The sequence below is a fragment of the Methanococcoides mangrovi genome, from assembly GCF_052057775.1.
Taxonomy (GTDB): domain Archaea; phylum Halobacteriota; class Methanosarcinia; order Methanosarcinales; family Methanosarcinaceae; genus Methanococcoides.
This window is the reverse complement of sequence record NZ_CP195121.1, coordinates 1,490,454-1,511,274: the sequence shown is the minus strand read 5'-3', so window position 1 is coordinate 1,511,274 and position 20,821 is coordinate 1,490,454. Positions and strand designations below refer to the sequence as shown.

Sequence of the window (20,821 nt, the reverse complement as noted above, 5' to 3'; positions counted from 1 at the left end):
TGCTACTTTGTGACCACGAATTAATAGATCGAGGGAAAACATGAACAAAGTATGCAACATAACTGGAAACGGAAGTATATTTGGAGAAGCTCTGGATGCTATAAAAGGACTGTGGACTGATTTCATATATGGAGGACATATTTTTGCTTTTGGTGCTATTTGTGTCGCATTTATGTGCTCGATCCTTTTCGAGATTCCTGTAACATGGGACTTCCTGGTCATAATCTACCTGATGTTCTACATAATCTACCTGTATGACTATTTCAATGGAACAGAAGATGACGAGAAAACAAATTCAACACGCGCAAGATATTTCCAACAAAATGATTCAAAGACAATAACAAGGATCCTATACGGCTCCATCGTCTCTATTGCTTCAATTTATGTGATCTATAGCGATATCCCGAACATGCTCATCGGATTCGCCATTCTTATACTCGGAGTGACATACCAAGCATATTTTAAGGGTCTCACGAAAAAGATAACGGCATTCAAGAACATCTTCGTGTCAATGGTCTGGGCAATACTTGTGTATGTTATGTTCATATACTACTCATATCCAATAACAACAGAAGCACTGATCATCTCTTTATTCATATTCCTGAGAATGACCGGTATCCAGATCCTTTTTGATATAAGGGACATCGAAGGTGACAAGAAGAAAGGCCTTCGCACATTCCCTGCGATCTACGGATACAGGAAAGGTCTTATGACACTGACAGGGATCAACCTCATAACCGCCATACTGCTTGTTTTCGAAGCATACATCGGAGCCATACCATACATCGCATTGATGATGGTACCGGTGATCTTCTATGCACAGAACTATCTGGACAAAGTAGACAGGTCCAGAAAGGACCACAAGAACTACCTCCTTGCAGCCGGAGAGCCTTTCATCTGGTTCATCCTGCTCTTCTCAGGATCAATGTTCTTACGTATGGCCCCATATATCTCAGAGGCAACGAACGTTCTCTGACTAAGCAGGAACATGACCATCATAGCCTTAATGGCTATGGTGATCCCCCACCCCACAGGCCATGATAGCAGATCCACAAACGATATGTTATTCAGCGAAAAAGTCTCAGTCGTTCTCAATTGCTTCTACCGGATCGAGCCTTGAAGCACGTCTTGCAGGATAGACTCCTGCAATGATATTCAATATAAATGCAAAACCTGCAGCATAGATGAAATTCACGACCTCGATCTTCACCGGCATTGTGGTCAATCCAAGGTACATCTCGCTTGGAAGTTCAAGCTCATAGGCACCTATAGCCACAGATGCGAAATATCCTATTATGCAGCCCACTATCACACCGGATGCTCCGAGGACAAGTGATTCAAAAAGGAATATTGACGTTATGCTCTTCCTGGAAACACCCATTGCCATAAGCATACCGATCTCTTTTTTCTTATCCATCACCACTGTGATGAGGGTGTTGGCTATCCCAAAACCTGCGATCACATAAATAAGTGCATAGAAGATCCAGACGAAGACCGCCTGTGTATTAAGCAGGTCAAGTATCTCCTTGTTGGTCTCGGTCCAGCTGACCGCATCTGCTCCGGTCTCGTCCTCGATCAATACTGCAATACTCTCTGCCTGATAGGGATCTGACACCCTTACACCGATAGAGGTCACAACCCCGTCCTTTCGGAAAAAATCCTGCATGGTCCCGAGGCTTGCATATGCAAGACTTCCATCGCCGGCAGTACCTGTATTGATGATCCCTACGACCTTGAGAGATCTTGTAGGAGATCCCGGATATATAACCTCAACTTTGTCCCCCACACCTACTTCGAGATTTTCAGCAAGTTCATCTCCAAGGACGATACCCTGCCCTGAAAAAGCAAGGTCTGCAAAACTGCCAGCGACAATATCCTCACTGACACGCATGACCCTTTCTTCGGCATCCGGCTCTATACCTTTAAGAAGCACCCCTTCAGCATTGTCTTTATATTTCAGGGCCGCCTGCCCCGAAAGATAGGGAGATACTGCAACAACCCCCTCTTTCTGCAGGATCACATCCATCATGTACCTATACAGATGCAGGTCCTCATCATCGCCTGCCCCGGAACTGACAACGATATGAGGTGAGTTCTCAATGGTGATCTCGATAAGTTCTTCCTGAACTCCTGACATCATTGACATAAGGACAACTATAGTAGCAACTGCCAGTGCAACGGCGATGAGGGAGAACAGAGTATGTCGCCGGCGTGAGTTTATGTGGCGCATCGCTATGCTGAACTCGAACAAAAGAACCCTCCACTGACAGGCGCTCTGCCTGTTGCTGTTAATATATTACCGGCTCCGGCTTAATATCTGTTTGTATTACCCTTATCTGTTCTGGAACTAAATAGATGGTCTATCATCAGGACAAGGTTAAGCGGGGATCAACATTTATCAGGGCACATATATTTATAGTTTTCAAATATTATAATAATGGGCAGGTATTTCCACGAGTTTCATGAAGAGGGGAAGTATGACGAGGGCTGTCCTAGAGGTAATCAGATGGGTTTTATAAATAATCTAAAGGATAAACAAAAAGACCAGAGTGCTAAGAACTGGTTCGATCTTGGTGTGCAGACAAAAAGCCTGGATAAAAAATTGAAGTATTTCACAAAATGCCTGTTAATAGAGCCTGAGAACGTACAGGCACTGAGGCTTCTTGCAGACGCACAGGAAGAGCTTGGTATGATCGATGCTGCCATGGGAAGCCGTGCAAGGGCAGATGATATCGAGAGTTCGTCCGGGGCATTCAGCCAGAGTACCGAAACTTATACAGAAAGCAATTCGTTTGGTTCCGATAGTTTTAACTCTGACACGATGTTCGCAGAAGAAGAAAATAACGAACCTTTCATGGAAGAAAACGTCTTCTCAACCCCTGATATGAATGACATTGGTGACTTCGACACACCTGTGAGCGGACCGGAAACCGGCTCTGTGATATCCGATCAGAACAATGATAAATGGGCTGTCTTCGAGATCGCAAAGGAGAACGAAGCAAAAAGGAACGAAGGGTCCTTCAGCACATTTTCAGAAACATTCACCCAACCGGAAGCAAATGTGATAGTTGAAGAGCTGGATGAAATGGAGGAACAAACCTCTGCAACCACTATCGAACCTGAGACCCCTGTAAGGACCAGACCGGAACCCGTTGTCGTCGAGAAAAAGACAGAAGTAAAGGCAGCAGCTCCGGTAAGGGAGCAGATAGTAACAACACCAGTTTCAGAAAGGCCAGCAAGCATACCTGCACCTTCTGCAGCACCTTCACCACAACCAACCACATCATATTCAACAGCTGTTCCACAGGCAATTCCACAATGCAGTATTTCAGAATCGGTGGCAATGAAAATGCCAATGGGCGAGATCATCAAGTTCTGGGTAGTGGGTGCTGTCGTTCTGATCATCGTGGGCATGATCATGAGTTACCTTACGGCCTGATCGGCATACCAATAAGCAGTTACAGATATACTCAAATTGACCAAATGCAAAAAACTACCAATTTTCATCTAATTGGTAGTTTTATTTTCCGTATTCTTTTTTACCTACATCCATGTCACGATCATTGTTCGGACCTGATCCCAGATAGCTGAAAAATAGGCATGGTTAAAAGAAAAATATAGGTGATGAGAATCTCCCATCACTTTTCAGACATGAATTGTTCAATACCAATACTCAATTAACTGCAACATATAACGATCACAGTTCATGCTCAAAGGTCACTGTCACCTTCACAACTGACCTCCATATAGACCGGATAATGGTCTGAAACAGCAACTGTCATTTCCTCGGAGAGACCGTATTCAAGGTCATACCTGAAAACACCTGATCCTCCGGTAAGGTCGGAAGTATCTGTCAGGACTATCCGGTCGTAGGTATAATCGGTGCTCTTTGTGGTGGTATCAACACTATCATCGATAAGCCAGAAATAGCTATCAAGATCATTTGAAGAATCTTCATCGAAGTAGCTGCCATCAGCATTGAAGTCACCCATAATGACAAAGTCCTCTTCTTCAGGGTAGGACAGCTGTGCATACCCCAGGACATCGTCAAGAGCATTGATCTCTTCCGTTGCCTCGTCCGGATCGGTGTGGATCACCATAAGGACGACGTCATAATCGCCATTTACTGACTTGAATGAGCTGATATATGGCTGCCTGTGGAACGGATCGGTACCTTCGGGCTCAGGATATGTTTCTGGTGTTCCTGTTAACGCAACCGTCGTAGTATCATAGACATAAGCATACTGCTCCTTACTGGAAGTCCTCCCAAGGCGTTCACTTACGACGTAATCATATTGGGACCCATCGCTGTTCACAAGATCCACAAGATCAGGAAGTGCGGTCTGGGATGAATCCCGGATCTCCTGGATAGCGATGATATCATAGGTACGGACGATGTCTGCAAGGACCATCATGACATCCGGTTTTGATGCCTTTGTCACACCGAACACCTGTATGTTGAATGCACCTATCCGGAGGTCTTCCGCATCAGACAGGGATACATCGTTTCCTGAGGCCTCTCCAACATTATCGACTGCATTTTCCCCCGTACCAGTTATATCAGGAATGGAAATATCGGCACCCTTAGGATCGTTGATGATTTCCAGTTCACTCAGTTCGCTCTCGATCTCTCCGATCGCACCTGATATCTCGACCGCAGTTGTAGCCACCTCTTCCACAGAATCAGCGAGGTCACCTGAGGGATCCGTGCAACCGGAGGATAGCAGGAATATTGACAAAAATAACATAAGTATTGTTTTTTTCAGCATTTCTATACCCCATTTATGGAAGTATAGATTTTGTGATATAATATTATATTAAAGTTATTAAATATGCAGAAGAAGGCTTTGTCATTTCAGGTCAATTCTCAGAAAATCGAAAAAGCAAAGTGAGTGGACGAGGAAACTGACCTCGATCCACCCGGATAATTCCTTATTTAGATAGGTAGTACATTACTTCGGGTTCAACTCCGATCTCTACATTAAAGCAGTTCAGGGATAACAGGATGAAAACTCAATTTGTATATCCGTTTCAATTTCCACCCTTCCTGGCGGACTTCAGGTAACCAAGAGCTTCCTGTGTCCTGCTGAATACAAGAACATCCTTCTCCTTTATCATTTCAGTAAGATCATGGTCAGAGTCCAGAGCAAACATGACTGCTGGCTGGACGCTTGTCAGGCAGACCTTTTGACCCATTTTCTTACGGATCGAGATGAAGCTTTTCAGCCTTTCGATTCCGGTTGTATCGATGAAAGGAACATAGCGCATTCTGATCACTATGTACTTTTTGCTCATCTTGATCTGTTCATCGACCTTGTGTTCGAATACGTTCATCGCACCGAAGAAGAACGGACCGTTTATCGTATAAACGGCTACGTTCTCACTGAGATAGGGGTCCGAAGTTATCGTGGCATTGATGCCTTCAGAGGGGTCATAGTTCTCCATGGAATGTATGTCGATTATGTTCGTCAGCCTTATGAACAGCAGTATTATGGAAAGGAACATTCCTGCCTGAATGGCAAATACGAGATCAGTCAGAACCGTCAGTGCAAATGTGGAGAGCAGGACAAGGGTATCCATCTTGCTGATCCTCATTGTGGTCCTGATCTCCTCTATGTTGATCATATTGACAGAGACCAGTATAAGGATACCTGCAAGATAGGCTTTGGGGATGTACCTTGCGACGGGGCCGAAGAACAGCAGTATTGCGAACAGGACCAGGGAATGTATGATACCTGACATATGGGTCCTGGCACCCTCCCTGATGTTAACCGCACTTCTTGCAATTGCGGCTGTTGCCGGAATACCTGCAAAGAAAGGCAGAAGGACATTTGTAATACCCTGACCGATGAGCTCTCTGTTACTGTTATGCTTTGTGTTTGTCATTGCATCACAGACCACTGCACAAAGAAGTGATTCTATGGCTCCCAGCAAAGCTATTGTGAAAGCTGCAGGAAGGACAGTATACATAAGCTCAAGGTTCAAGTTGAGCATGTGGAACTGCGGAATATTGCCAGGGATGTCACCGACTATGGGGACATCAAGATGGAAATAATACGTAGCTATCACTGAGATGATCAGCGTGATGATGGATGCAGGGACGTTATTGAGGTATCTGTATCCTGACAACAGTCTTGGAAGCAGCAGCATCAGGACAATGGTACCTCCAAAGATGAGTAACGCAGTGGTGTTTGCCATACCAATGGATGTGAATACATCATAGATCGTTTCCCATACGTGTTCACGTGCAGGCAGCACAAGACCAAAGGAATTGGACAGCTGGCCGATAAGGATGATAACACCGATACCGCTTGTAAATCCGGATATCACAGGAAGGGGAATATATTTCACAACTTTACCCAGGTTCATGATCCCAAAGAGTATCTGGAACAGACCTGCCAGGAATCCTGCAAGTAACAGTCCTTCCACACCATAAGCGTTTACCGTTGATAGGATGATCACGGTCATGGCCCCGGTAGGGCCTGATATAGAGTAGCGTGAACCACCAAAAGAGGATACAAGGATGCCTGCAATAATCGCAGTGTAAAGTCCCATCACAGGTTCTACGCCGGATGCTATGGCAAATGCGATCGCAAGCGGAAGCGCTACAACAGCCGTGATGAAACCTGCTTTAAGGTCGCTCAAAAACTATTCTTCAAAGTAGGTTCTGATTTTATGTTCTTTTATCATTAGATCAAGTCTTTAAATGTGTTAGATTGTTGATTCTGAAACACGAAGCAGAAAAAAGCACCAGACCGGCATAGAAATGACTCAGGATACAAGGACCAAACCTGTGGTTATTGATGACCAGAGCATACTAACCGGATAGCTGATGCAAGAATTTCCACGGGCTCCATCACCGATTGCTAATTTTTTGAATGCAGTCGGTTGGTCGCGTTAAACATACTAATGGCGTATATAGTTTTTGGGACGAACATTTTTGCAACATATAGGTCTGACACAGATCAGGTCTCAAAAAGAGAAAAGGGGTTTCTAAAAGCTCTCAATAAAAAATCATAACATTAATAACTAAAAACCCTGTATCCCAAACCAAATTCAAGGACAACATGTCCGCAGGAGAAAACATTAATGGAGATGACATCCGGAAACCAGAGTGTTGCGATCATAATTGTATTATATCTGCTTTTTATGCTAGCCATCGGTTTTTATTACTACAGAAGGACCGAGAACCTGTCAGACTACATCCTTGGTGGCAGGAAACTGAACAAATGGGTAACCGCCCTGAGCTCCCAGGCATCCGACATGAGCGGCTGGCTGCTGCTGGGATTACCCGGTTATGCATATCTTGCAGGAATGGAAGCGATATGGATCGCACTCGGTCTGGGGATCGGAACATACCTTAACTGGAAGTTCGTAGCCAAAAGACTTCGAAAATACACCAGTGAAGCAGGCGATGCCCTCACCATTCCAGTATATTTCGAGAACCGTTTCCGCGATAAGAGCAAGCTCCTGAGAACCATCTCAGCCTTTTTCATTCTAATATTCTTCCTCTTCTACACATCCTCCGGATTCGTTGCCGGTGGCAAGCTTTTCAGCACGGTCTTCGGTGTGGAATACATTACAGCACTTACTATCGGAGTGCTTGTTATCATCTCATACACTTTCATGGGAGGATTCATGGCTGTCTGCTGGACAGACTTCTTCCAGGGCCTGCTTATGATCCTTGCAATTACACTTGTGCCTCTGTCAGCCATGAACGGACTTGGAGGTGTCTCCTCAACAACCGATCTGATAAGGACCATCGACCCAAGTCTCCTGAGTCCGTTCACAGGATCAGACGGAAGTGTGATCTCACTTATGGCAATCGTATCCCTCATGGCATGGGGTTTCGGTTATTTCGGACAGCCACACATCCTTGTGCGTTTCATGGCCATCAACAAACCTGAGGAAATAAAGCAGTCCCGTGCAATAGCAATGTCATGGGTCACCGTCTCACTGGCATTTGCGGTTATCGTCGGTCTTGTGGGAAGGGCATATGTCCCGGAGTTCCTTGCAGGAGCAACAAGCGAGACCGTGTTCATGGTGATGGTCAACAGCCTCTTCCACCCAGTAGTTGCAGGAATAATGCTGGCAGCCATCCTGGCAGCCATAATGAGTACTGCTGACTCACAGTTGCTTGTGGCAGCATCCGCATTTACAGAAGATATCTACACACTGCTCTTCAAGTCAGACGCCAGCCAGAGGGAACTTGTCTGGATGGGACGTTTTACAGTAATCGCCATCTCCTTGCTTGCCTACTATTTCGCCCTTGACCCGGAAAGCTCTGTCCTTGACCTGGTGGCTTATGCATGGGCCGGTTTCGGTGCAGCATTCGGACCTGCTATCCTCTTCTCCCTCTTCTCAAAGAAGATGACAAGGAATGCAGCTCTTGCAGGAATGCTTATTGGTGGTATCACGGTTATCGTATGGAAACAGCTCTCAGGAGGCATTTTCGACCTCTACGAGATCGTACCGGGATTTGTGCTTTCCAGCATTGCGATAATGCTGATCACCAGATTTGGTGAGGAGCCGGAACAGGAAATACAGGACGAGTTTGAGAGAGTTCAGCAATCAGTCTGAACTTTTAAATTTTAAAATATTACAACAAGAGAAGTCGAATTTTTTTTGGCTTTATTCTTTTCTTTTCGGCTTTTTCAACCAAATGGCCTGTTTCCTATTCGGTCACTAAGGATCTGAAAGGACACAAGCCATCTGGTAAACTAAAAAAGTTAGTGACTTGCTTCTGCGAATTTATTCACAGAATGAATATGTTTAAGCAAATGGGTGCTCTGCGGAGTCCTTCTTTGCAAGTGCTTCATCAACTGTAGGTGTTCCGTCGATAGCACGCTTAATCGCCATCTTTGTTGCTTCGTAGTTGAACTCGTAGATCTTTTCCTTATCTGTTGCATCCCATTCAAGGAAGACTGAAACAATGATGAGAAGGTTTTCTGCTTCTTCTTTTGGAATAACACCATCAGCTACAGTGTCCATTACAGCTTTTGCAACAGCTGCCTGTGCAGGTCCGAACATGAGGGAAGCCTGGGATACGTTCTTGATGGTTACCTTGTTCACCAGAAGTGTTGCAGGTTTTGGCATAACATTTGGTTCAAGTACTGCAAGCAATGGGGAATGACCCTGCTGTGGGTTTGCAAGTGCATTCATGAACGCTGTCTCAACTGCACTTCCCTTTGTACCTATAACAAGGTCGATGTGTGCAACTTCAGGTCCTTCTCCTACCAATGCTTCGCCAATAAGACTCTGTGTGATCTTTGCCATATTTTATTCTCCGTGTGGCCTGTAGAATGGGACGATCCGGATTTCAACGGAAATAATTTAAGGTATGTACCGAATTTTACTCTGAAATCAGGAAGCATTCTACAAGACCGGTTTAGCACTCCTTAATTACAAAAGGTTATTTAATAACTTAATCTAACCAAATGGTAACCAGGTGAGAAATCATGGGAGAACTCGAACACAGCCCTATCGATAAAGCGATCAGATTGATAAGCAAAAAATGGACCCTTAACATCATCAGGGACATGTTCTGTGGAAGCACACGATTCAACGATTTTTTGAAGAACAACCCGAAACTCAGCAGCAAGGTGCTCTCAGACAAATTGCGCCAGATGGAACAGGACGGACTGATAGAAAAAGTGATCGTCTCCAAAACCCCGCTTTCTATCGAATATCACCTGACGGACAAAGGCAGGAACCTCAACAGGGTGCTTTACGAGCTTTCCGGATTTGCATATAAGGAGTGCGTTGATGAGTCTGCTCCGGAATGTACTGAAAAGAGCTTTGAGCTGACAAAGAAGATCCTTGGGATAGACGATCAAGAGATACTCAGGTACTAAAGTTATTGATTACATCAAAAAAGCAGAAAGATAAGTTATCCTTAGCCCATTAACACAATTTCCGCACTCTCATCTTCCTTTTAGCCATAAAATGAGGAACAGAATTCCTTAAATTACCTGCAACAACTGCCTGTCCCAGAGAAATCCCGCCATCACCACATGGAATTCTGTTATGGGTAATGAATTCAAATCCTGCGTTCTTTACAACTTCACAGATGCGACCTGTTATGTGTTCATTATATGCAACCCCACCACTGAGTCCTATAACATCAATACTCCTTTTCTTAGCAGCTGAAACAGCAAGTTCCGCAACCCCGAAAGCAAGTGCATCCTCTACAGAATATGCCAGATCATCGACTGAGTTTGTATCAAGCCTTTCGTACAGATCATATAACAGACTTGTAGTATCAAGCACTCCTCTTTTGCAAACGACAGGCAGATCCAGATTGTGCACGCTCTTTTTTGCAACAGACTCCAGTTTCATTGCAGGCTCACCCTGATAACTGCGATACTGTGAGATACCCAGAAGCGCTGATGCGCTGTCAAGCACCCTTGCAAAACTGCTCGTTCTGACAAGGTTTACACCTATTTCCAGTTGCTGCAACACAATCTCACGTTCAGATTCACCATGCCTGAAGTAAAGAGGCAGTTCTCTCAACTCATCCGGCTCAAGAACATCATGCAGTATCCCCAGAACCATACGTGAAGGATAGATCGCAGCCATGTCCCCGCCCGGCATCGGCTGTTCCATAAGATGAGTAACTCTTTCATAACCGGAATACGTGGTTTCAAGAATCTCCCCACCCCATATTGTTCCATCCTCACCGTAGCCTGCGCCGTCAAGAGCGATGCCGATGATCCTTGAATCTTCCGGCAAGAGATTGTCCACCATTAGCGAAACGATGTGTGCATAATGGTGCTGGACGAAGACCGTGTTATTACCACCTTGCTCATATGCGAAACGTGTGGTATTAAATTCCGGATGTCGGTCACAACCCCATCGCTGAGGGGTGATCTTTGTCAACTGTTCAAAATTAGAAACGACCTGCTTGTGATACTGAGAAGTCTCAAAGTGCCTTGTATTCCCGATATACTGGGAAATGTATGCATTGTTGTCCCTTGCCAGTGTAACAGTAGTGTTCAGCTCGGCACCAACGCCTATCGCTGGATCTATTGAGAATGGAAGCTCTATCCTCTCTGGTACAAAACCCCGGGAGCGGCGTATGAAAGCTTTCCTGCCATTAACGAACCTGATGACCGAGTCGTCGGTCCTGTTTTGGATAGCATAGTTGTGAAGAAGGTAATGATCTGCTTTCCTGTTTAGATGCGCCAATGCCTCCCTATTATCGATCACCATAGGGAGACCTGGAAGATTTGCAGATGTCATCACGTAAACATCCGAATCAGTATTATCGAAAAGTAGGTGATGTGTGCCTGAGTACGGTAACATAACACCTATATTGTACAGATCGGGAGCAATATGATCAGATAGTGAAAAGTCATTGCTTTTGTCCAGAACAACGATCGGACGCTGCCTGCTTTGCAACAGGAAACTCTCGTCTGCATCGATACTGGCAAAAGAAGATGCCGTCTCAACATCTTTAGCCATCACCGCAAAAGGCTGTGCAGGACGGTTAAAGGAATCCCTGAGCTTCAGGACAGCACTGTCTGAAGTCGCATCACATACAAGATGAAAACCTCCATAGCTTTTGATCGCTACGATCGATCCGCGATCTATGATCTCAGCACATCTGAGAATGGCTTCATGTCCGGATGCAAGGACATCGCCACTGTAATTGACGAGTGAAAGGACGGGACCGCAATCAGGACAACACGTGGCCTGTGTATGAAATCTCCTGTCAGAAGGCAGTTTGTACTCAAGACGGCATTCCGGACACAGGGGAAATTCAGACATACTGGTATTTTCCCTGTCGAAAGGAAGAGAGCTTACCAGGGAATATCTAGGGCCACAGTTAGTGCAGGATGTAAAAGGATAATGGTAATGTCGGTCTTTATTATCATACATATCACGAAGGCAATCGGAACAGATTGCAGTGTCAGGCGGGATAATGGATCTTGCAGTTTGATCCTGTACGCTTTCAAGTATCGAGAATTCGGAAAAGCCTGATTCACGGGAAAAATCCGTTCTTATTTGGTCTATAAACGACAGAGGTGGCATTTTATTCTGTAGTTCGTGGAGAAAACGGTCGATGTCCTCTTTATTGCCTTCTGCAATAATCTCCACATCATTACCTGTGTTCTTCACATAACCACAGAGGTCATTCTCTGTCGCGATACGATATACGAAAGGGCGGAAGCCTACACCCTGTACTACTCCGCTAACATTGATCTTCCTGCATTGAATTTGCATCTTTAATGTAACTGGTTCAAAATAGTATAAATAGACCTCGTGATTTCTTTATCCGGGGGCTATTCTTGTCTTACAATGGACATGAATAGTAAAGTGATTCATGAGTTCTAAAAGGAAAAATTGAGCATCACCAAATCCGTGAATAAGCTTCATCAATTGTTTATTGAGATAAAAGTTTTTAGGATGGAAATATTCAATATTTTATCATACTGGATTGAGCATATTGCACCGTCTTTAAATAGAAAGGATTAGATAATAAAAAATGGGAGGTTTTATTTATGGTATATAAATTAGCTTGTAAAGATCTTGGGGTAGCTTGTCCCTTTGTTGCTGAAGGGGAAACCGTGGATGAAATGATGGAAATTGCTGTAAAGCACGCCAAAGAAGAACATGGTTACACTGATGAGCAATTAAATGACCCTGAAACTCAAAAAGAGATAAAAGCAGCAATAAAGGAAGAATAACAGCACTCATCGTAAAGCTGGATGACTTTCTCATAACAGGGAAGTTACGTCCGAATAAAACTATTTTTTTATTCAACTTTCTTTTTTAGATAAATTCTCGGATCGTATTTTGAGAGCCTCATTCATTTCCTCAAATGCACGTCGAGTGTCTTTTTCTATTAGATGAAATACAATTGGTGTAAGTAGACCCCTGAAGATTTCATGCTGGACAAAAAGTACGCGATTTGGATCAAGTGATTCGATTCTAAAGATATGCTCTCCATCAAACAATCCGGAGATCCATAAGTGCCCCAGCCATCTCAGTTCCTTTTCCCTCTTTACTGAGAGAATTCCAGGTTGAAAGTTCATACCTTTTGTACCAGTTAATTTCAAGTATACTTCAAGGCGTGAGCCAACCTTTATTTCTCCTTCAATATTACGAATGAAGGGATTCCATTGTGGGAACGACGGAAAGTCGGTGAGTATATCCCATACAACCTCTGCGGATGCATTGATCTCGATCTCAGTATTAATTTCTCTCATAATACCAATTCCTAAAGCACAAATCTTTTTTCAAACCAGATTGCTTTAATGCGGAAGCGAAAACAAGGTTACAGACGTTTTTCCGGATATTTTGCCAAATGGGATCACTATGATTGACAAAGAATCCTTTAGCTCACACTCCTACTATCTTATATGTTATTCTTCAAGTAAATACGGCTATTGGCCCATGTTCTTTCAATTTCCTCAATAATATACGGAATTAGCCTATCCACTGCGTCAAGAATCTCCGGACTTATGTCCATTGATATATACTGCCTGATCTAACCCACTTCTATACCAAAAAATACGATCTCTGGAAGTTCCTGAAAATGTTTTGCAATGGTCAGAATATCAAAAATACCGATATCATGGGCAGAAAAAATTCCAACGTGCTCATTATCTTTGTCCAAAAGATCCTCAATCTCAAAGCGAAGAATTGAACCTTTTTTTGCATTTCCACTGCCAACCACTGAATCAATAATAATGACCTTATCAACATCTTCCAGCAGGTTCAGGAGATCCAGGCCACATACACCAGCATCACGGATATCAACACCCTCCTGAAGACCATGCCTCATCTTTTCGAGAGCCTCTACAACCCTCACACCAACTCCATCATCCCCCATTAAAAGATTCCCGCATCCGATTATGCGAACAGATGGAACAGATTCAGACATTCAGACCTCCGATGTGTATTTCAGTTAATACTACAGTGTATATTCTGAATATTATAACCTCATATTCTCACAACAGCCTGACCATGCCAGATGGGTTCTTCCCTGTCAGATCTATGGTGTGGACAGCACACGTTATACAGGGATCATAGGACCTCCCCACATGCAATATGCCGGTAGGATTGCTGAAATCAACTCCCAGCCAGTTATCAACCGCAGATATCCTGCACCCAACCAGTGCCTGTTCAAGAGGACCCGGCACTCCTTCACTGTCCCTGGGACTAAGGTTCCAGGCACTTGGTGTGACGATCTGGTAATTGGCGACTTTTGCATCGTCATCTGTTATGACCCAGTGTCCCAGAGCACCCCGGGGAGCTTCACAAAAACCCCTGCCCCTGGAATCCCGGGCTGCCTACATGTCAATGTCCACCCGGAACTTTCCGTTCGGATCAAGGTCTGCTGTTATCCATTTGACCACTTCATTGGTGATTATGAACAGTTCCTGCATGCGTGCTATCATTCTGGTATAACTGTCAAAAGGAGAATAGCCATGTTCCCGGAACAGTTCCACAAGACCTGTGATAAGTGGCTCTTTCATGATAAGCAGACGGGATAATGGCCCCACTTCACATGGGATGCCATCATAACGCGGAGCTTTGGACCATGTGTATTTTTCCTGTGAGAAATCCTGATAATCGATCTGATCGGGATCGATGAAAGGTTCGGTCACACCTTCATACGGATGTCTGTAACCTTCATAGTCATCATAGAAAGCATGTTTAACGCTTTCCGTGACCTTATCTGAATCAAATTTATGGAACTCTAAAGAGCTGGTCATAAAACCGGAGGTCTGGAAGCGATCACCGGAAGGACTTGTGGGGTCATAGCCTTCATGGTCCACGTTGTAGAATCCGCCGTATGAAAGGAAACCTATCTTTGAAAGGTCATTGTAGCCACTCATTTTGTCGTGCTTGAGACTGATAGGAAGTCCCAGCAACTTTTCACCGATAAGTTCCGAACCAAATGCAGAATAGAGTTCAACATCTCCCCATCCATTTGAACGTGAAAGGTCGTTTGTCTGAAGAGACTTTTCAGTAAGTTCGTTAAGGTGTTCAATAAAGAAATCCACAGCTTTCTTTGGGGAAGATGCCCTGTACGTGTTCCCGATCCAGTCTTCAAAGGGTATTCCTATTGAATTAGAGTTTAAGAAATCGACAACCTCAGACATAATGGATGACATCGTTTGAACATCCGAATCTGTTGGATTGTTCGTAACCCCACCGGGATAAGTAACGGTCTGATGAGGCATCTTTCCACCGATAACAGCACCGGCATCATGCAGTATTTTCTTCATCGGGATAACGCCAACGTATGAACTTCCGGGAGGGATAGCTTCTCCGCCGATCTTATAGCTTATCGGAGCGAATCTTCCCAGCATTTCTTTCCATACCGAAGCCCCCAGTTCACCAAAAGTGGAAAGTACATTACCATAAGCGGGATTTGCGAGATCGGGACCCCACAGGATGTAGAAATGGAGTAAATGGTTCGACACCGTGTTCAGTCCCTGATTGATGTTCCTTGCAACAAGTGCATCCTTTGGAACAGACTCAGCAACACCATATAGCTCGTCAAGCGCATTGACCGCGGCTATGGAGTGGGCTACAGGGCAGACACCACAGATCCTCTGGGAAAGGAGAATTGAATCCCTTGGGTCCTGACCGCGATATATACGTTCAAAACCCCTGAAGATCATGTTGGAACTTCTGGCCTCTCTGATAATACCATTCTCATCGACCTCAGTATCCAGTCTCAAGGGACCTACAACCCTTGTAAGGGGGTCTACTGTTACACGGACCATTATTGATCAGCCTCCTTTCTCTTTTTACTTTTCCTGCTTGAATACAGAGGTCTTGCATTATCTGGAAAATCCGGCTCCACACATGCTATGCACGGGGAACCCGCCTGAACACAGTAACTGTGCCCTTCATTCCATTTACGCAATGCACAGTCGGCATGTGCAAGGAAAGCCTGGCATCCCATCTTCAGCAGGCACTTTTCTCCACCCACACAGGTATCGAATTCCTTGTTATTGAAGAATTCCTTACGTGGACAGTCCTTATGGACATTATGATCCGGCGGGAAGAATACCTTTGGCCTGCCAAATTCATCCAGCACCTCAGGCAGGTCATCTGGTATTTTGACATTTCCGGATATGATCGCACTTAACGTATAGATTATCCAGTCCGGATGAGGAGGACAGCCCGGAATGTTGATAACCGGTTTATCTATCCCGAGAACCTTCAGCATCCCTTTTGAAGGGTCCTTTTTCGTAAAAGCAACGCCCCGGTAATCCAGAATATCAACAATATCGCTGCCGGCTGTATTTATGCCACCGTAAGCAGCACAGGTTCCCACAGCTATTATCAGGTCAGCATTTTGGGCTGCTTTTTTGAACATTTCCTTGCTGCTGCGGTTTCCGGACATGAAATATTTTCCCGAGCCATCAGGACCGTTCGCAATTGCACCCTCCACCATCAGAATATAATTTCCCTGTTCACTTATCTCATCAAGAAGTATTTCTGAATTTAGTTCTGAAGTATTGGAAGGCTCCCCATCAACAAATAGCCCCTGATGTGCAAGGAACGCTTCATGACGTTTCAGATCTATGTTCAGTATCTCGAATGCCTTCAGGAGTTCAGGATTGGAGGCATCCAGTAAAGACTCAGAGCAACCTGTACATTGGGCTCCCTGGATCCACAGTACACGAGTCTCAGGAAAGTCATTATCTGCCGGAACATCATTCAGATAGGATTCCAGAAGTTTGAAACCCTCGCCCGACTTTCTTGCCTTAAGGAACTTGTGCCAGTCCATTCTTAAGAAGTCAAGATTATCGACAATGCTCCCTGAATCGGTATTTTCCTCACTCAATTGACCATCCCAATATGAATTATCTTTGAAATGAATCCGGATATTTCCCACTAAAAACGCCCGATAAAACCCATCCCACTATTGTAGTTATTTTACTTTCAGGTATAAATAACAATCCAACCACTATTGGCAGACACCACATATTAAATACAAAAGATTCCATTTTTATAGTATGTGCATAGCCATTCCGGGTAAAATAACTTCGATCCTGAATGAGAATACGGCTACTGTGGATATCGGGGGTATAAAGAGAAAGGTGAACCTTGATCTGATAGGAGGAGCTGATAGCTCGCTTATAGGCAGATATGCACTTGTCCATGTCGGCTATGCCATCTCATTGGTATCTGATGAAGAAAGTGAAGAAATTCTCAAATTACTAAGAGATGTGATGGACCCCAAGTTGATATGATGGAAAACATTGAGCAAAAGCTGATATCAAGGATCAATGAACATGCCACCACTCTCCGGATAATGCATGTATGTGGCACCCATGAAAGGACCATATCAAAATACGCGATCCGCGATGTTATCAACGAGGACGTTCAGCTGTTAAGCGGCCCGGGATGCCCGGTTTGTGTAACACCTGCAGAGGATATCGACTTTGCAATTGCACTGGCAAGGTCCGGAAAAGTTATCACATCCTTTGGGGACATGATGAGGGTCCCGGGAACTAAGGGAAGTCTCTTCGATGCCAGATCCGATGGATCTGATATTCGCATGGTCTACAGCATCGATGATGCCATCAGGATCGCAAAAGATAACCCTACCCTGCAGACAGTATTTTTCGGGATCGGATTTGAGACCACCACACCCTCCAATGCTGCTGCCTTGCTGAGAGGTGTGCCTGAGAACTTCACCATTCTAACATCCCATAAACTCATGCCTCCGGCAATGGAGATACTCACACAGGATACGAACATTGATGGATTTCTGGCACCTGGACACGTTTCAACGATCATCGGTACAGATCCATATGAATGCATTTCGAAAAAGGGATTTCCAATCGTAGTAACTGGATTCGAAGCTCTGGATGTCCTTCTTGGGATAGCCATGATACAGAACCAGATCGGATCAGGAAGGTCCTTTGTTGAGAATGCATATCCGAGAGCTGTGAATGCCGAGGGGAATCTCATGGCCAGGGAAATGATGTATGAGGTATTTAAGAAGACCGATAGCAAGTGGCGTGGGATCGGAATGATCGAAAAATCTGGCCTTGCTCTGAGAAAGGAGTTTGAGCAATTCGATGCTGCGAATGTTCATGCAGGGATCTATGAGGAAATAGAGATCGATCATGAGAAAACTGCTCCAGACACCGATGTTGCTGAAAATGGTCTTTACGAAGGATGTATGTGTGCTGAAATACTGACAGCACGTGCCCAGCCATCACAATGTCCGCTCTTTGGAACGAAATGTTTACCTAAAGATCCGGTCGGACCCTGTATGGTTAGTCTGGAAGGTACATGCTATAACTGGTACAAATACAAACATAATAAAGGACTATAACATGCATGAATATTCAATTGCCTGTGAGATATTTGACACTGTGATGGCAACAGCAGAAAAGAATAAAGCGGCTGCAGTGAACGCCATAACACTGGAAATCGGCGGGCTTACACATGTGAATCCGGAACAGTTAATGTTCTGCCTTGATGTCCTGTCCCGCAATAGTATTGCAGAAGGTGCGAAGGTCAATGTGAATTTCGTCCCACCATCCGGAGAGTGTGAATGCGGATACAGAGGAGATGCAGGAGTTCCGGATAAACTTCGTGATGAAGATCATCCATCACTTTACGAATATGCAATTCAGACCTGTCCGGTATGCGGTAAGCAGCTTCAGCTAGTGGATGGGGATGAGCTCATGATCCGGACGATCGATATCGAAATATGAAATTTAAGAGGGGATTTATCAATGCTGATGCATGTTGTAAACGTTAACAAAGATGTCCTGAAGGCCAATAATGAAATTGCACATAGCAACAGGAAGCTTTTGATCAGGAACAGGGTCTTTGCCATGAATATCATGGGAGCCATCGGTTCCGGGAAGACGACGCTTATTGAAGAGGCGATCAATGCACTCCGAGACCGTTACAGGATAGCAGTAATTGCAGGCGATGTGGTAGCAGAGATGGATGCATCCCGTTTCGAAAAGCTTGGTGTGAAAACGGTAGCTGCAAACACCGGAAGGGAATGTCACCTGGATGCTAAACTTGTTGAAAGATCACTGGAGGATCTGGACCTTAAGAACATTGACATCCTCTTCATTGAGAACGTGGGAAATCTCATCTGTCCTGTTGATTACAAACTCGGTGAACGCGTCCGCGTTGTGGTCGTAAGTGTAAGCGAGGGTGATGATACTGTTCTGAAACATCCTATGATCTTCAAAACCTCTGACATTGCCATCGTGAACAAAGTTGACATCAGTGAAGCTGTCGATGCAGATCCTTCAAAAATGAAGGCTGACATCAAGCAATTGAAACCATCAATTCCGGTACTTCTTACCTCTAAGAATGATAGTGTAAGCATTGACAGATGGATTGAGTATATTGAGTCGTATCTTGAAGAATAACATACTTGTTTCTGATACTGATAAAGCTGACAGGTCAATGTGAGAATAATGCTAAAAGATAATGTCATAAGGATGGAACACGGAGCAGGCGGAGAGCCGATGCAGGCTCTGATACGTGACCTGATCCTCAACAATATAACCTTCAGGTCTGCGGGACTTGTGGGACTTGATGCTCTCGATGATGGTGCTACGATAAGCATCTCAGGTATTATTGAAAATAACAACATTAATGACAATACCACTGGCAATAACCCTGGTGAGATCGTGGTCACCACAGACAGTCATGTGATCAAACCTGCCTTTTTTCCGGATTCCAACATTGGCAGGCTTGCTGTATCAGGTACGGTGAACGATCTTGCAGTAATGGGAGCTGCACCTCTTGCACTTACCTGTGCGATGATTGTACCTGAAGGATTTGAACTTGAGTCTTTTGAGAAAATAATCAGGTCCATGAACCAAGCTGCGGAAGAGGTGGGTGTCCCCATCATAGCAGGTGATACAAAAACGGTAGAGAGAAACGGACTTGACTCTATCATAATTAATACTACTGGCATCGGGGTAGCGAATGAAGTGATACGGGACTGTGGTTTGTGTGCCGGTGACAAAGTAATCCTTACAGGTACCATGGGCGACCATGGGATATCGCTTCTGGCTCACAGAGAAGGGTTCGAACTCGGCACGAATCTTGTATCTGATGTCGCTCCATTGTGGAATATGATAAAATCCGTTGTTAAGATAAGAACTCTAGAAGGAAAAACGGCTATATCATCCATGAAAGACCCGACAAGGGGAGGGGTTGCAGGTGCACTGAACGAAATTGCGCAAAAGAGCGGAACAGGGATCGTCATTGAACAGAAGGATCTGCCTATAAAAGAATCAGTATCTTCTGCCTGTGAAATGCTTGGGATAGACCCGCTTGAAGTGGCAAATGAGGGGAAGGCGATCATCGGTGTAAAGGCTGAACATGCAGAAGAAGTGCTGGCAATTCTTCGTGAACATGAATATGGCAAGGATGCTGCCATCATAGGAGAGGCAACCGATGAGAATACGGGAAAGGTTTTGATGAGAACTACGATCGGAAGCATGAGGTATGTAGATACGCCTACAGGTGATCTGATACCAAGGATCTGCTGAGTTACGGATCAGATTATACTTTTTTGAATAGATGCATATGGTCCCTTTGGGGTTAAATACCCGAATACCCTATCTGATGCTCAAAATGCTTTTTGATATTTTCTTTTGAGATTACACGTAATTTTGTTTGAACTAAGGACCACAAAAGACATATACAACTATCATCATTATCCATGATGGATGGGAACTATTAACCTCTGGTTTCATTATCTCTTCCTTATTTGGTTCCATAAACATCCATAACGGAAGGTGTTATTTTTCTGTCTGCTGGATCTTATTGTATGGTTCCAAAGCTGAGTTCGATTGAT

General features: G+C 44.5%; 18 protein-coding genes and 1 pseudogene. 10 read left to right on the top strand and 9 right to left on the bottom strand.

Annotated features, from left to right (window positions below):
* Window positions 1-40: 40 nt before the first annotated feature.
* The gene (locus tag ACR3I3_RS07655; protein ID WP_440951674.1) at window positions 41-976 is read left to right on the top strand and encodes a UbiA family prenyltransferase; all 936 of its coding nucleotides are present in this window, start codon (window positions 41-43) and stop codon (window positions 974-976) included.
* A 105-nt stretch (window positions 977-1,081) separates the two neighbouring features.
* Here ACR3I3_RS07655 and ACR3I3_RS07650 read toward each other — a convergent pair whose 3' ends face one another.
* Window positions 1,082-2,251 (bottom strand): ABC transporter permease, encoded by a 1,170-nt coding sequence (locus tag ACR3I3_RS07650; RefSeq protein ID WP_440951673.1) that lies wholly within the window; start codon window positions 2,249-2,251, stop codon window positions 1,082-1,084.
* Between the two features lie 255 nt (window positions 2,252-2,506).
* On the opposite strand from ACR3I3_RS07650, the gene ACR3I3_RS07645 reads away from it, so the two are divergent.
* Window positions 2,507-3,439 carry a hypothetical protein gene (locus ACR3I3_RS07645; RefSeq protein ID WP_440951672.1) on the top strand — a complete coding sequence of 311 codons (933 nt, stop codon included), beginning with the start codon at window positions 2,507-2,509 and terminating at the stop codon, window positions 3,437-3,439.
* 271 nt (window positions 3,440-3,710) lie between these two features.
* On the opposite strand, the gene ACR3I3_RS07640 is transcribed toward ACR3I3_RS07645, so the two are convergent.
* Window positions 3,711-4,769 carry an exonuclease/endonuclease/phosphatase family protein gene (locus ACR3I3_RS07640; protein WP_440951671.1) on the bottom strand — a complete coding sequence of 353 codons (1,059 nt, stop codon included), beginning with the start codon at window positions 4,767-4,769 and terminating at the stop codon, window positions 3,711-3,713.
* 262 nt (window positions 4,770-5,031) lie between these two features.
* Complete coding sequence (locus tag ACR3I3_RS07635; protein ID WP_440951670.1) at window positions 5,032-6,645, bottom strand: SulP family inorganic anion transporter; 1,614 nt, start codon at window positions 6,643-6,645, stop codon at window positions 5,032-5,034.
* A 444-nt stretch (window positions 6,646-7,089) separates the two neighbouring features.
* Here ACR3I3_RS07635 and putP point away from each other — a divergent pair, with 444 nt between their 5' ends.
* Window positions 7,090-8,580, top strand: a complete 1,491-nt coding sequence (gene putP / locus ACR3I3_RS07630; RefSeq protein WP_440951669.1) for a sodium/proline symporter PutP — start codon at window positions 7,090-7,092, stop codon at window positions 8,578-8,580.
* A gap of 192 nt (window positions 8,581-8,772) precedes the next feature.
* Here the strand turns inward: putP and fae are convergent, their stop codons facing one another.
* Window positions 8,773-9,276, bottom strand: a complete 504-nt coding sequence (gene fae, locus ACR3I3_RS07625; protein ID WP_440951668.1) for a formaldehyde-activating enzyme — start codon at window positions 9,274-9,276, stop codon at window positions 8,773-8,775.
* A 182-nt stretch (window positions 9,277-9,458) separates the two neighbouring features.
* Between fae and ACR3I3_RS07620 the strand changes: the two genes are divergently transcribed.
* Window positions 9,459-9,854, top strand: coding sequence for a winged helix-turn-helix transcriptional regulator (locus ACR3I3_RS07620; RefSeq protein WP_440951667.1), 396 nt, complete (start codon window positions 9,459-9,461; stop codon window positions 9,852-9,854).
* A gap of 49 nt (window positions 9,855-9,903) precedes the next feature.
* Here ACR3I3_RS07620 and hypF read toward each other — a convergent pair whose 3' ends face one another.
* Window positions 9,904-12,225 (bottom strand): carbamoyltransferase HypF, encoded by a 2,322-nt coding sequence (hypF, locus tag ACR3I3_RS07615; RefSeq protein WP_440951666.1) that lies wholly within the window; start codon window positions 12,223-12,225, stop codon window positions 9,904-9,906.
* A 278-nt stretch (window positions 12,226-12,503) separates the two neighbouring features.
* Here hypF and ACR3I3_RS07610 point away from each other — a divergent pair, with 278 nt between their 5' ends.
* Window positions 12,504-12,689: a DUF1059 domain-containing protein gene (locus tag ACR3I3_RS07610; protein WP_440951665.1), complete on the top strand. Its 186-nt coding sequence runs from the start codon at window positions 12,504-12,506 to the stop codon at window positions 12,687-12,689.
* Window positions 12,690-12,761: 72 nt separating this feature from the next.
* On the opposite strand, the gene ACR3I3_RS07605 is transcribed toward ACR3I3_RS07610, so the two are convergent.
* The 4 genes and pseudogenes from ACR3I3_RS07605 to ACR3I3_RS07590 form a co-directional block, all read right to left on the bottom strand.
* A complete protein-coding gene (locus ACR3I3_RS07605) occupies window positions 12,762-13,211 on the bottom strand; it encodes an SRPBCC family protein (protein WP_440951664.1) in 450 nt (149 codons plus the stop codon).
* A gap of 281 nt (window positions 13,212-13,492) precedes the next feature.
* The gene (locus tag ACR3I3_RS07600) at window positions 13,493-13,888 is read right to left on the bottom strand and encodes a hydrogenase maturation protease (RefSeq protein WP_440951663.1); all 396 of its coding nucleotides are present in this window, start codon (window positions 13,886-13,888) and stop codon (window positions 13,493-13,495) included.
* A gap of 67 nt (window positions 13,889-13,955) precedes the next feature.
* Window positions 13,956-15,638, bottom strand: a pseudogene (locus tag ACR3I3_RS07595) (nickel-dependent hydrogenase large subunit).
* Between the two features lie 104 nt (window positions 15,639-15,742).
* Window positions 15,743-16,813, bottom strand: coding sequence for a hydrogenase small subunit (locus tag ACR3I3_RS07590; protein ID WP_440951662.1), 1,071 nt, complete (start codon window positions 16,811-16,813; stop codon window positions 15,743-15,745).
* 172 nt (window positions 16,814-16,985) lie between these two features.
* On the opposite strand from ACR3I3_RS07590, the gene ACR3I3_RS07585 reads away from it, so the two are divergent.
* From ACR3I3_RS07585 to hypE, 5 genes are read left to right on the top strand one after another with little or no spacing between them, the layout of a single operon-like run.
* Entirely contained in the window at window positions 16,986-17,222 is a 237-nt protein-coding gene (locus tag ACR3I3_RS07585; protein ID WP_440951661.1) for a HypC/HybG/HupF family hydrogenase formation chaperone, read from the top strand.
* Complete coding sequence (gene hypD / locus ACR3I3_RS07580; RefSeq protein WP_440951660.1) at window positions 17,219-18,316, top strand: hydrogenase formation protein HypD; 1,098 nt, start codon at window positions 17,219-17,221, stop codon at window positions 18,314-18,316. Before ACR3I3_RS07585 ends, hypD begins: the two co-directional genes overlap by 4 nt.
* A 1-nt stretch (window position 18,317) precedes the next feature.
* Window positions 18,318-18,701 carry a hydrogenase maturation nickel metallochaperone HypA gene (gene hypA, locus ACR3I3_RS07575; protein ID WP_440951659.1) on the top strand — a complete coding sequence of 128 codons (384 nt, stop codon included), beginning with the start codon at window positions 18,318-18,320 and terminating at the stop codon, window positions 18,699-18,701.
* Between the two features lie 21 nt (window positions 18,702-18,722).
* Window positions 18,723-19,379: a hydrogenase nickel incorporation protein HypB gene (gene hypB, locus ACR3I3_RS07570; RefSeq protein ID WP_440951658.1), complete on the top strand. Its 657-nt coding sequence runs from the start codon at window positions 18,723-18,725 to the stop codon at window positions 19,377-19,379.
* 48 nt (window positions 19,380-19,427) lie between these two features.
* Entirely contained in the window at window positions 19,428-20,513 is a 1,086-nt protein-coding gene (gene hypE, locus ACR3I3_RS07565; RefSeq protein ID WP_440951657.1) for a hydrogenase expression/formation protein HypE, read from the top strand.
* The last annotated feature ends 308 nt before the right edge of the window (window positions 20,514-20,821 follow it).

What these genes read in the sequence shown, in the direction of transcription:
- ACR3I3_RS07655 (WP_440951674.1), top strand. Translation starts at nt 41, where the DNA reads ATGAACAAAGTATGCAACATAACTGGAAACGGAAGTATATTTGGAGAA.
- ACR3I3_RS07645 (WP_440951672.1), top strand. Translation starts at nt 2,507, where the DNA reads ATGGGTTTTATAAATAATCTAAAGGATAAACAAAAAGACCAGAGTGCT.
- ACR3I3_RS07640 (WP_440951671.1), bottom strand. Translation starts at nt 4,769, where the DNA reads ATGCTGAAAAAAACAATACTTATGTTATTTTTGTCAATATTCCTGCTA.
- putP (WP_440951669.1), top strand. Translation starts at nt 7,090, where the DNA reads ATGGAGATGACATCCGGAAACCAGAGTGTTGCGATCATAATTGTATTA.
- fae (WP_440951668.1), bottom strand. Translation starts at nt 9,276, where the DNA reads ATGGCAAAGATCACACAGAGTCTTATTGGCGAAGCATTGGTAGGAGAA.
- ACR3I3_RS07620 (WP_440951667.1), top strand. Translation starts at nt 9,459, where the DNA reads ATGGGAGAACTCGAACACAGCCCTATCGATAAAGCGATCAGATTGATA.
- hypF (WP_440951666.1), bottom strand. Translation starts at nt 12,225, where the DNA reads ATGCAAATTCAATGCAGGAAGATCAATGTTAGCGGAGTAGTACAGGGT.
- ACR3I3_RS07610 (WP_440951665.1), top strand. Translation starts at nt 12,504, where the DNA reads ATGGTATATAAATTAGCTTGTAAAGATCTTGGGGTAGCTTGTCCCTTT.
- ACR3I3_RS07605 (WP_440951664.1), bottom strand. Translation starts at nt 13,211, where the DNA reads ATGAGAGAAATTAATACTGAGATCGAGATCAATGCATCCGCAGAGGTT.
- ACR3I3_RS07600 (WP_440951663.1), bottom strand. Translation starts at nt 13,888, where the DNA reads ATGTCTGAATCTGTTCCATCTGTTCGCATAATCGGATGCGGGAATCTT.
- ACR3I3_RS07585 (WP_440951661.1), top strand. Translation starts at nt 16,986, where the DNA reads ATGTGCATAGCCATTCCGGGTAAAATAACTTCGATCCTGAATGAGAAT.
- hypD (WP_440951660.1), top strand. Translation starts at nt 17,219, where the DNA reads ATGATGGAAAACATTGAGCAAAAGCTGATATCAAGGATCAATGAACAT.
- hypA (WP_440951659.1), top strand. Translation starts at nt 18,318, where the DNA reads ATGCATGAATATTCAATTGCCTGTGAGATATTTGACACTGTGATGGCA.
- hypB (WP_440951658.1), top strand. Translation starts at nt 18,723, where the DNA reads ATGCTGATGCATGTTGTAAACGTTAACAAAGATGTCCTGAAGGCCAAT.
- hypE (WP_440951657.1), top strand. Translation starts at nt 19,428, where the DNA reads ATGCTAAAAGATAATGTCATAAGGATGGAACACGGAGCAGGCGGAGAG.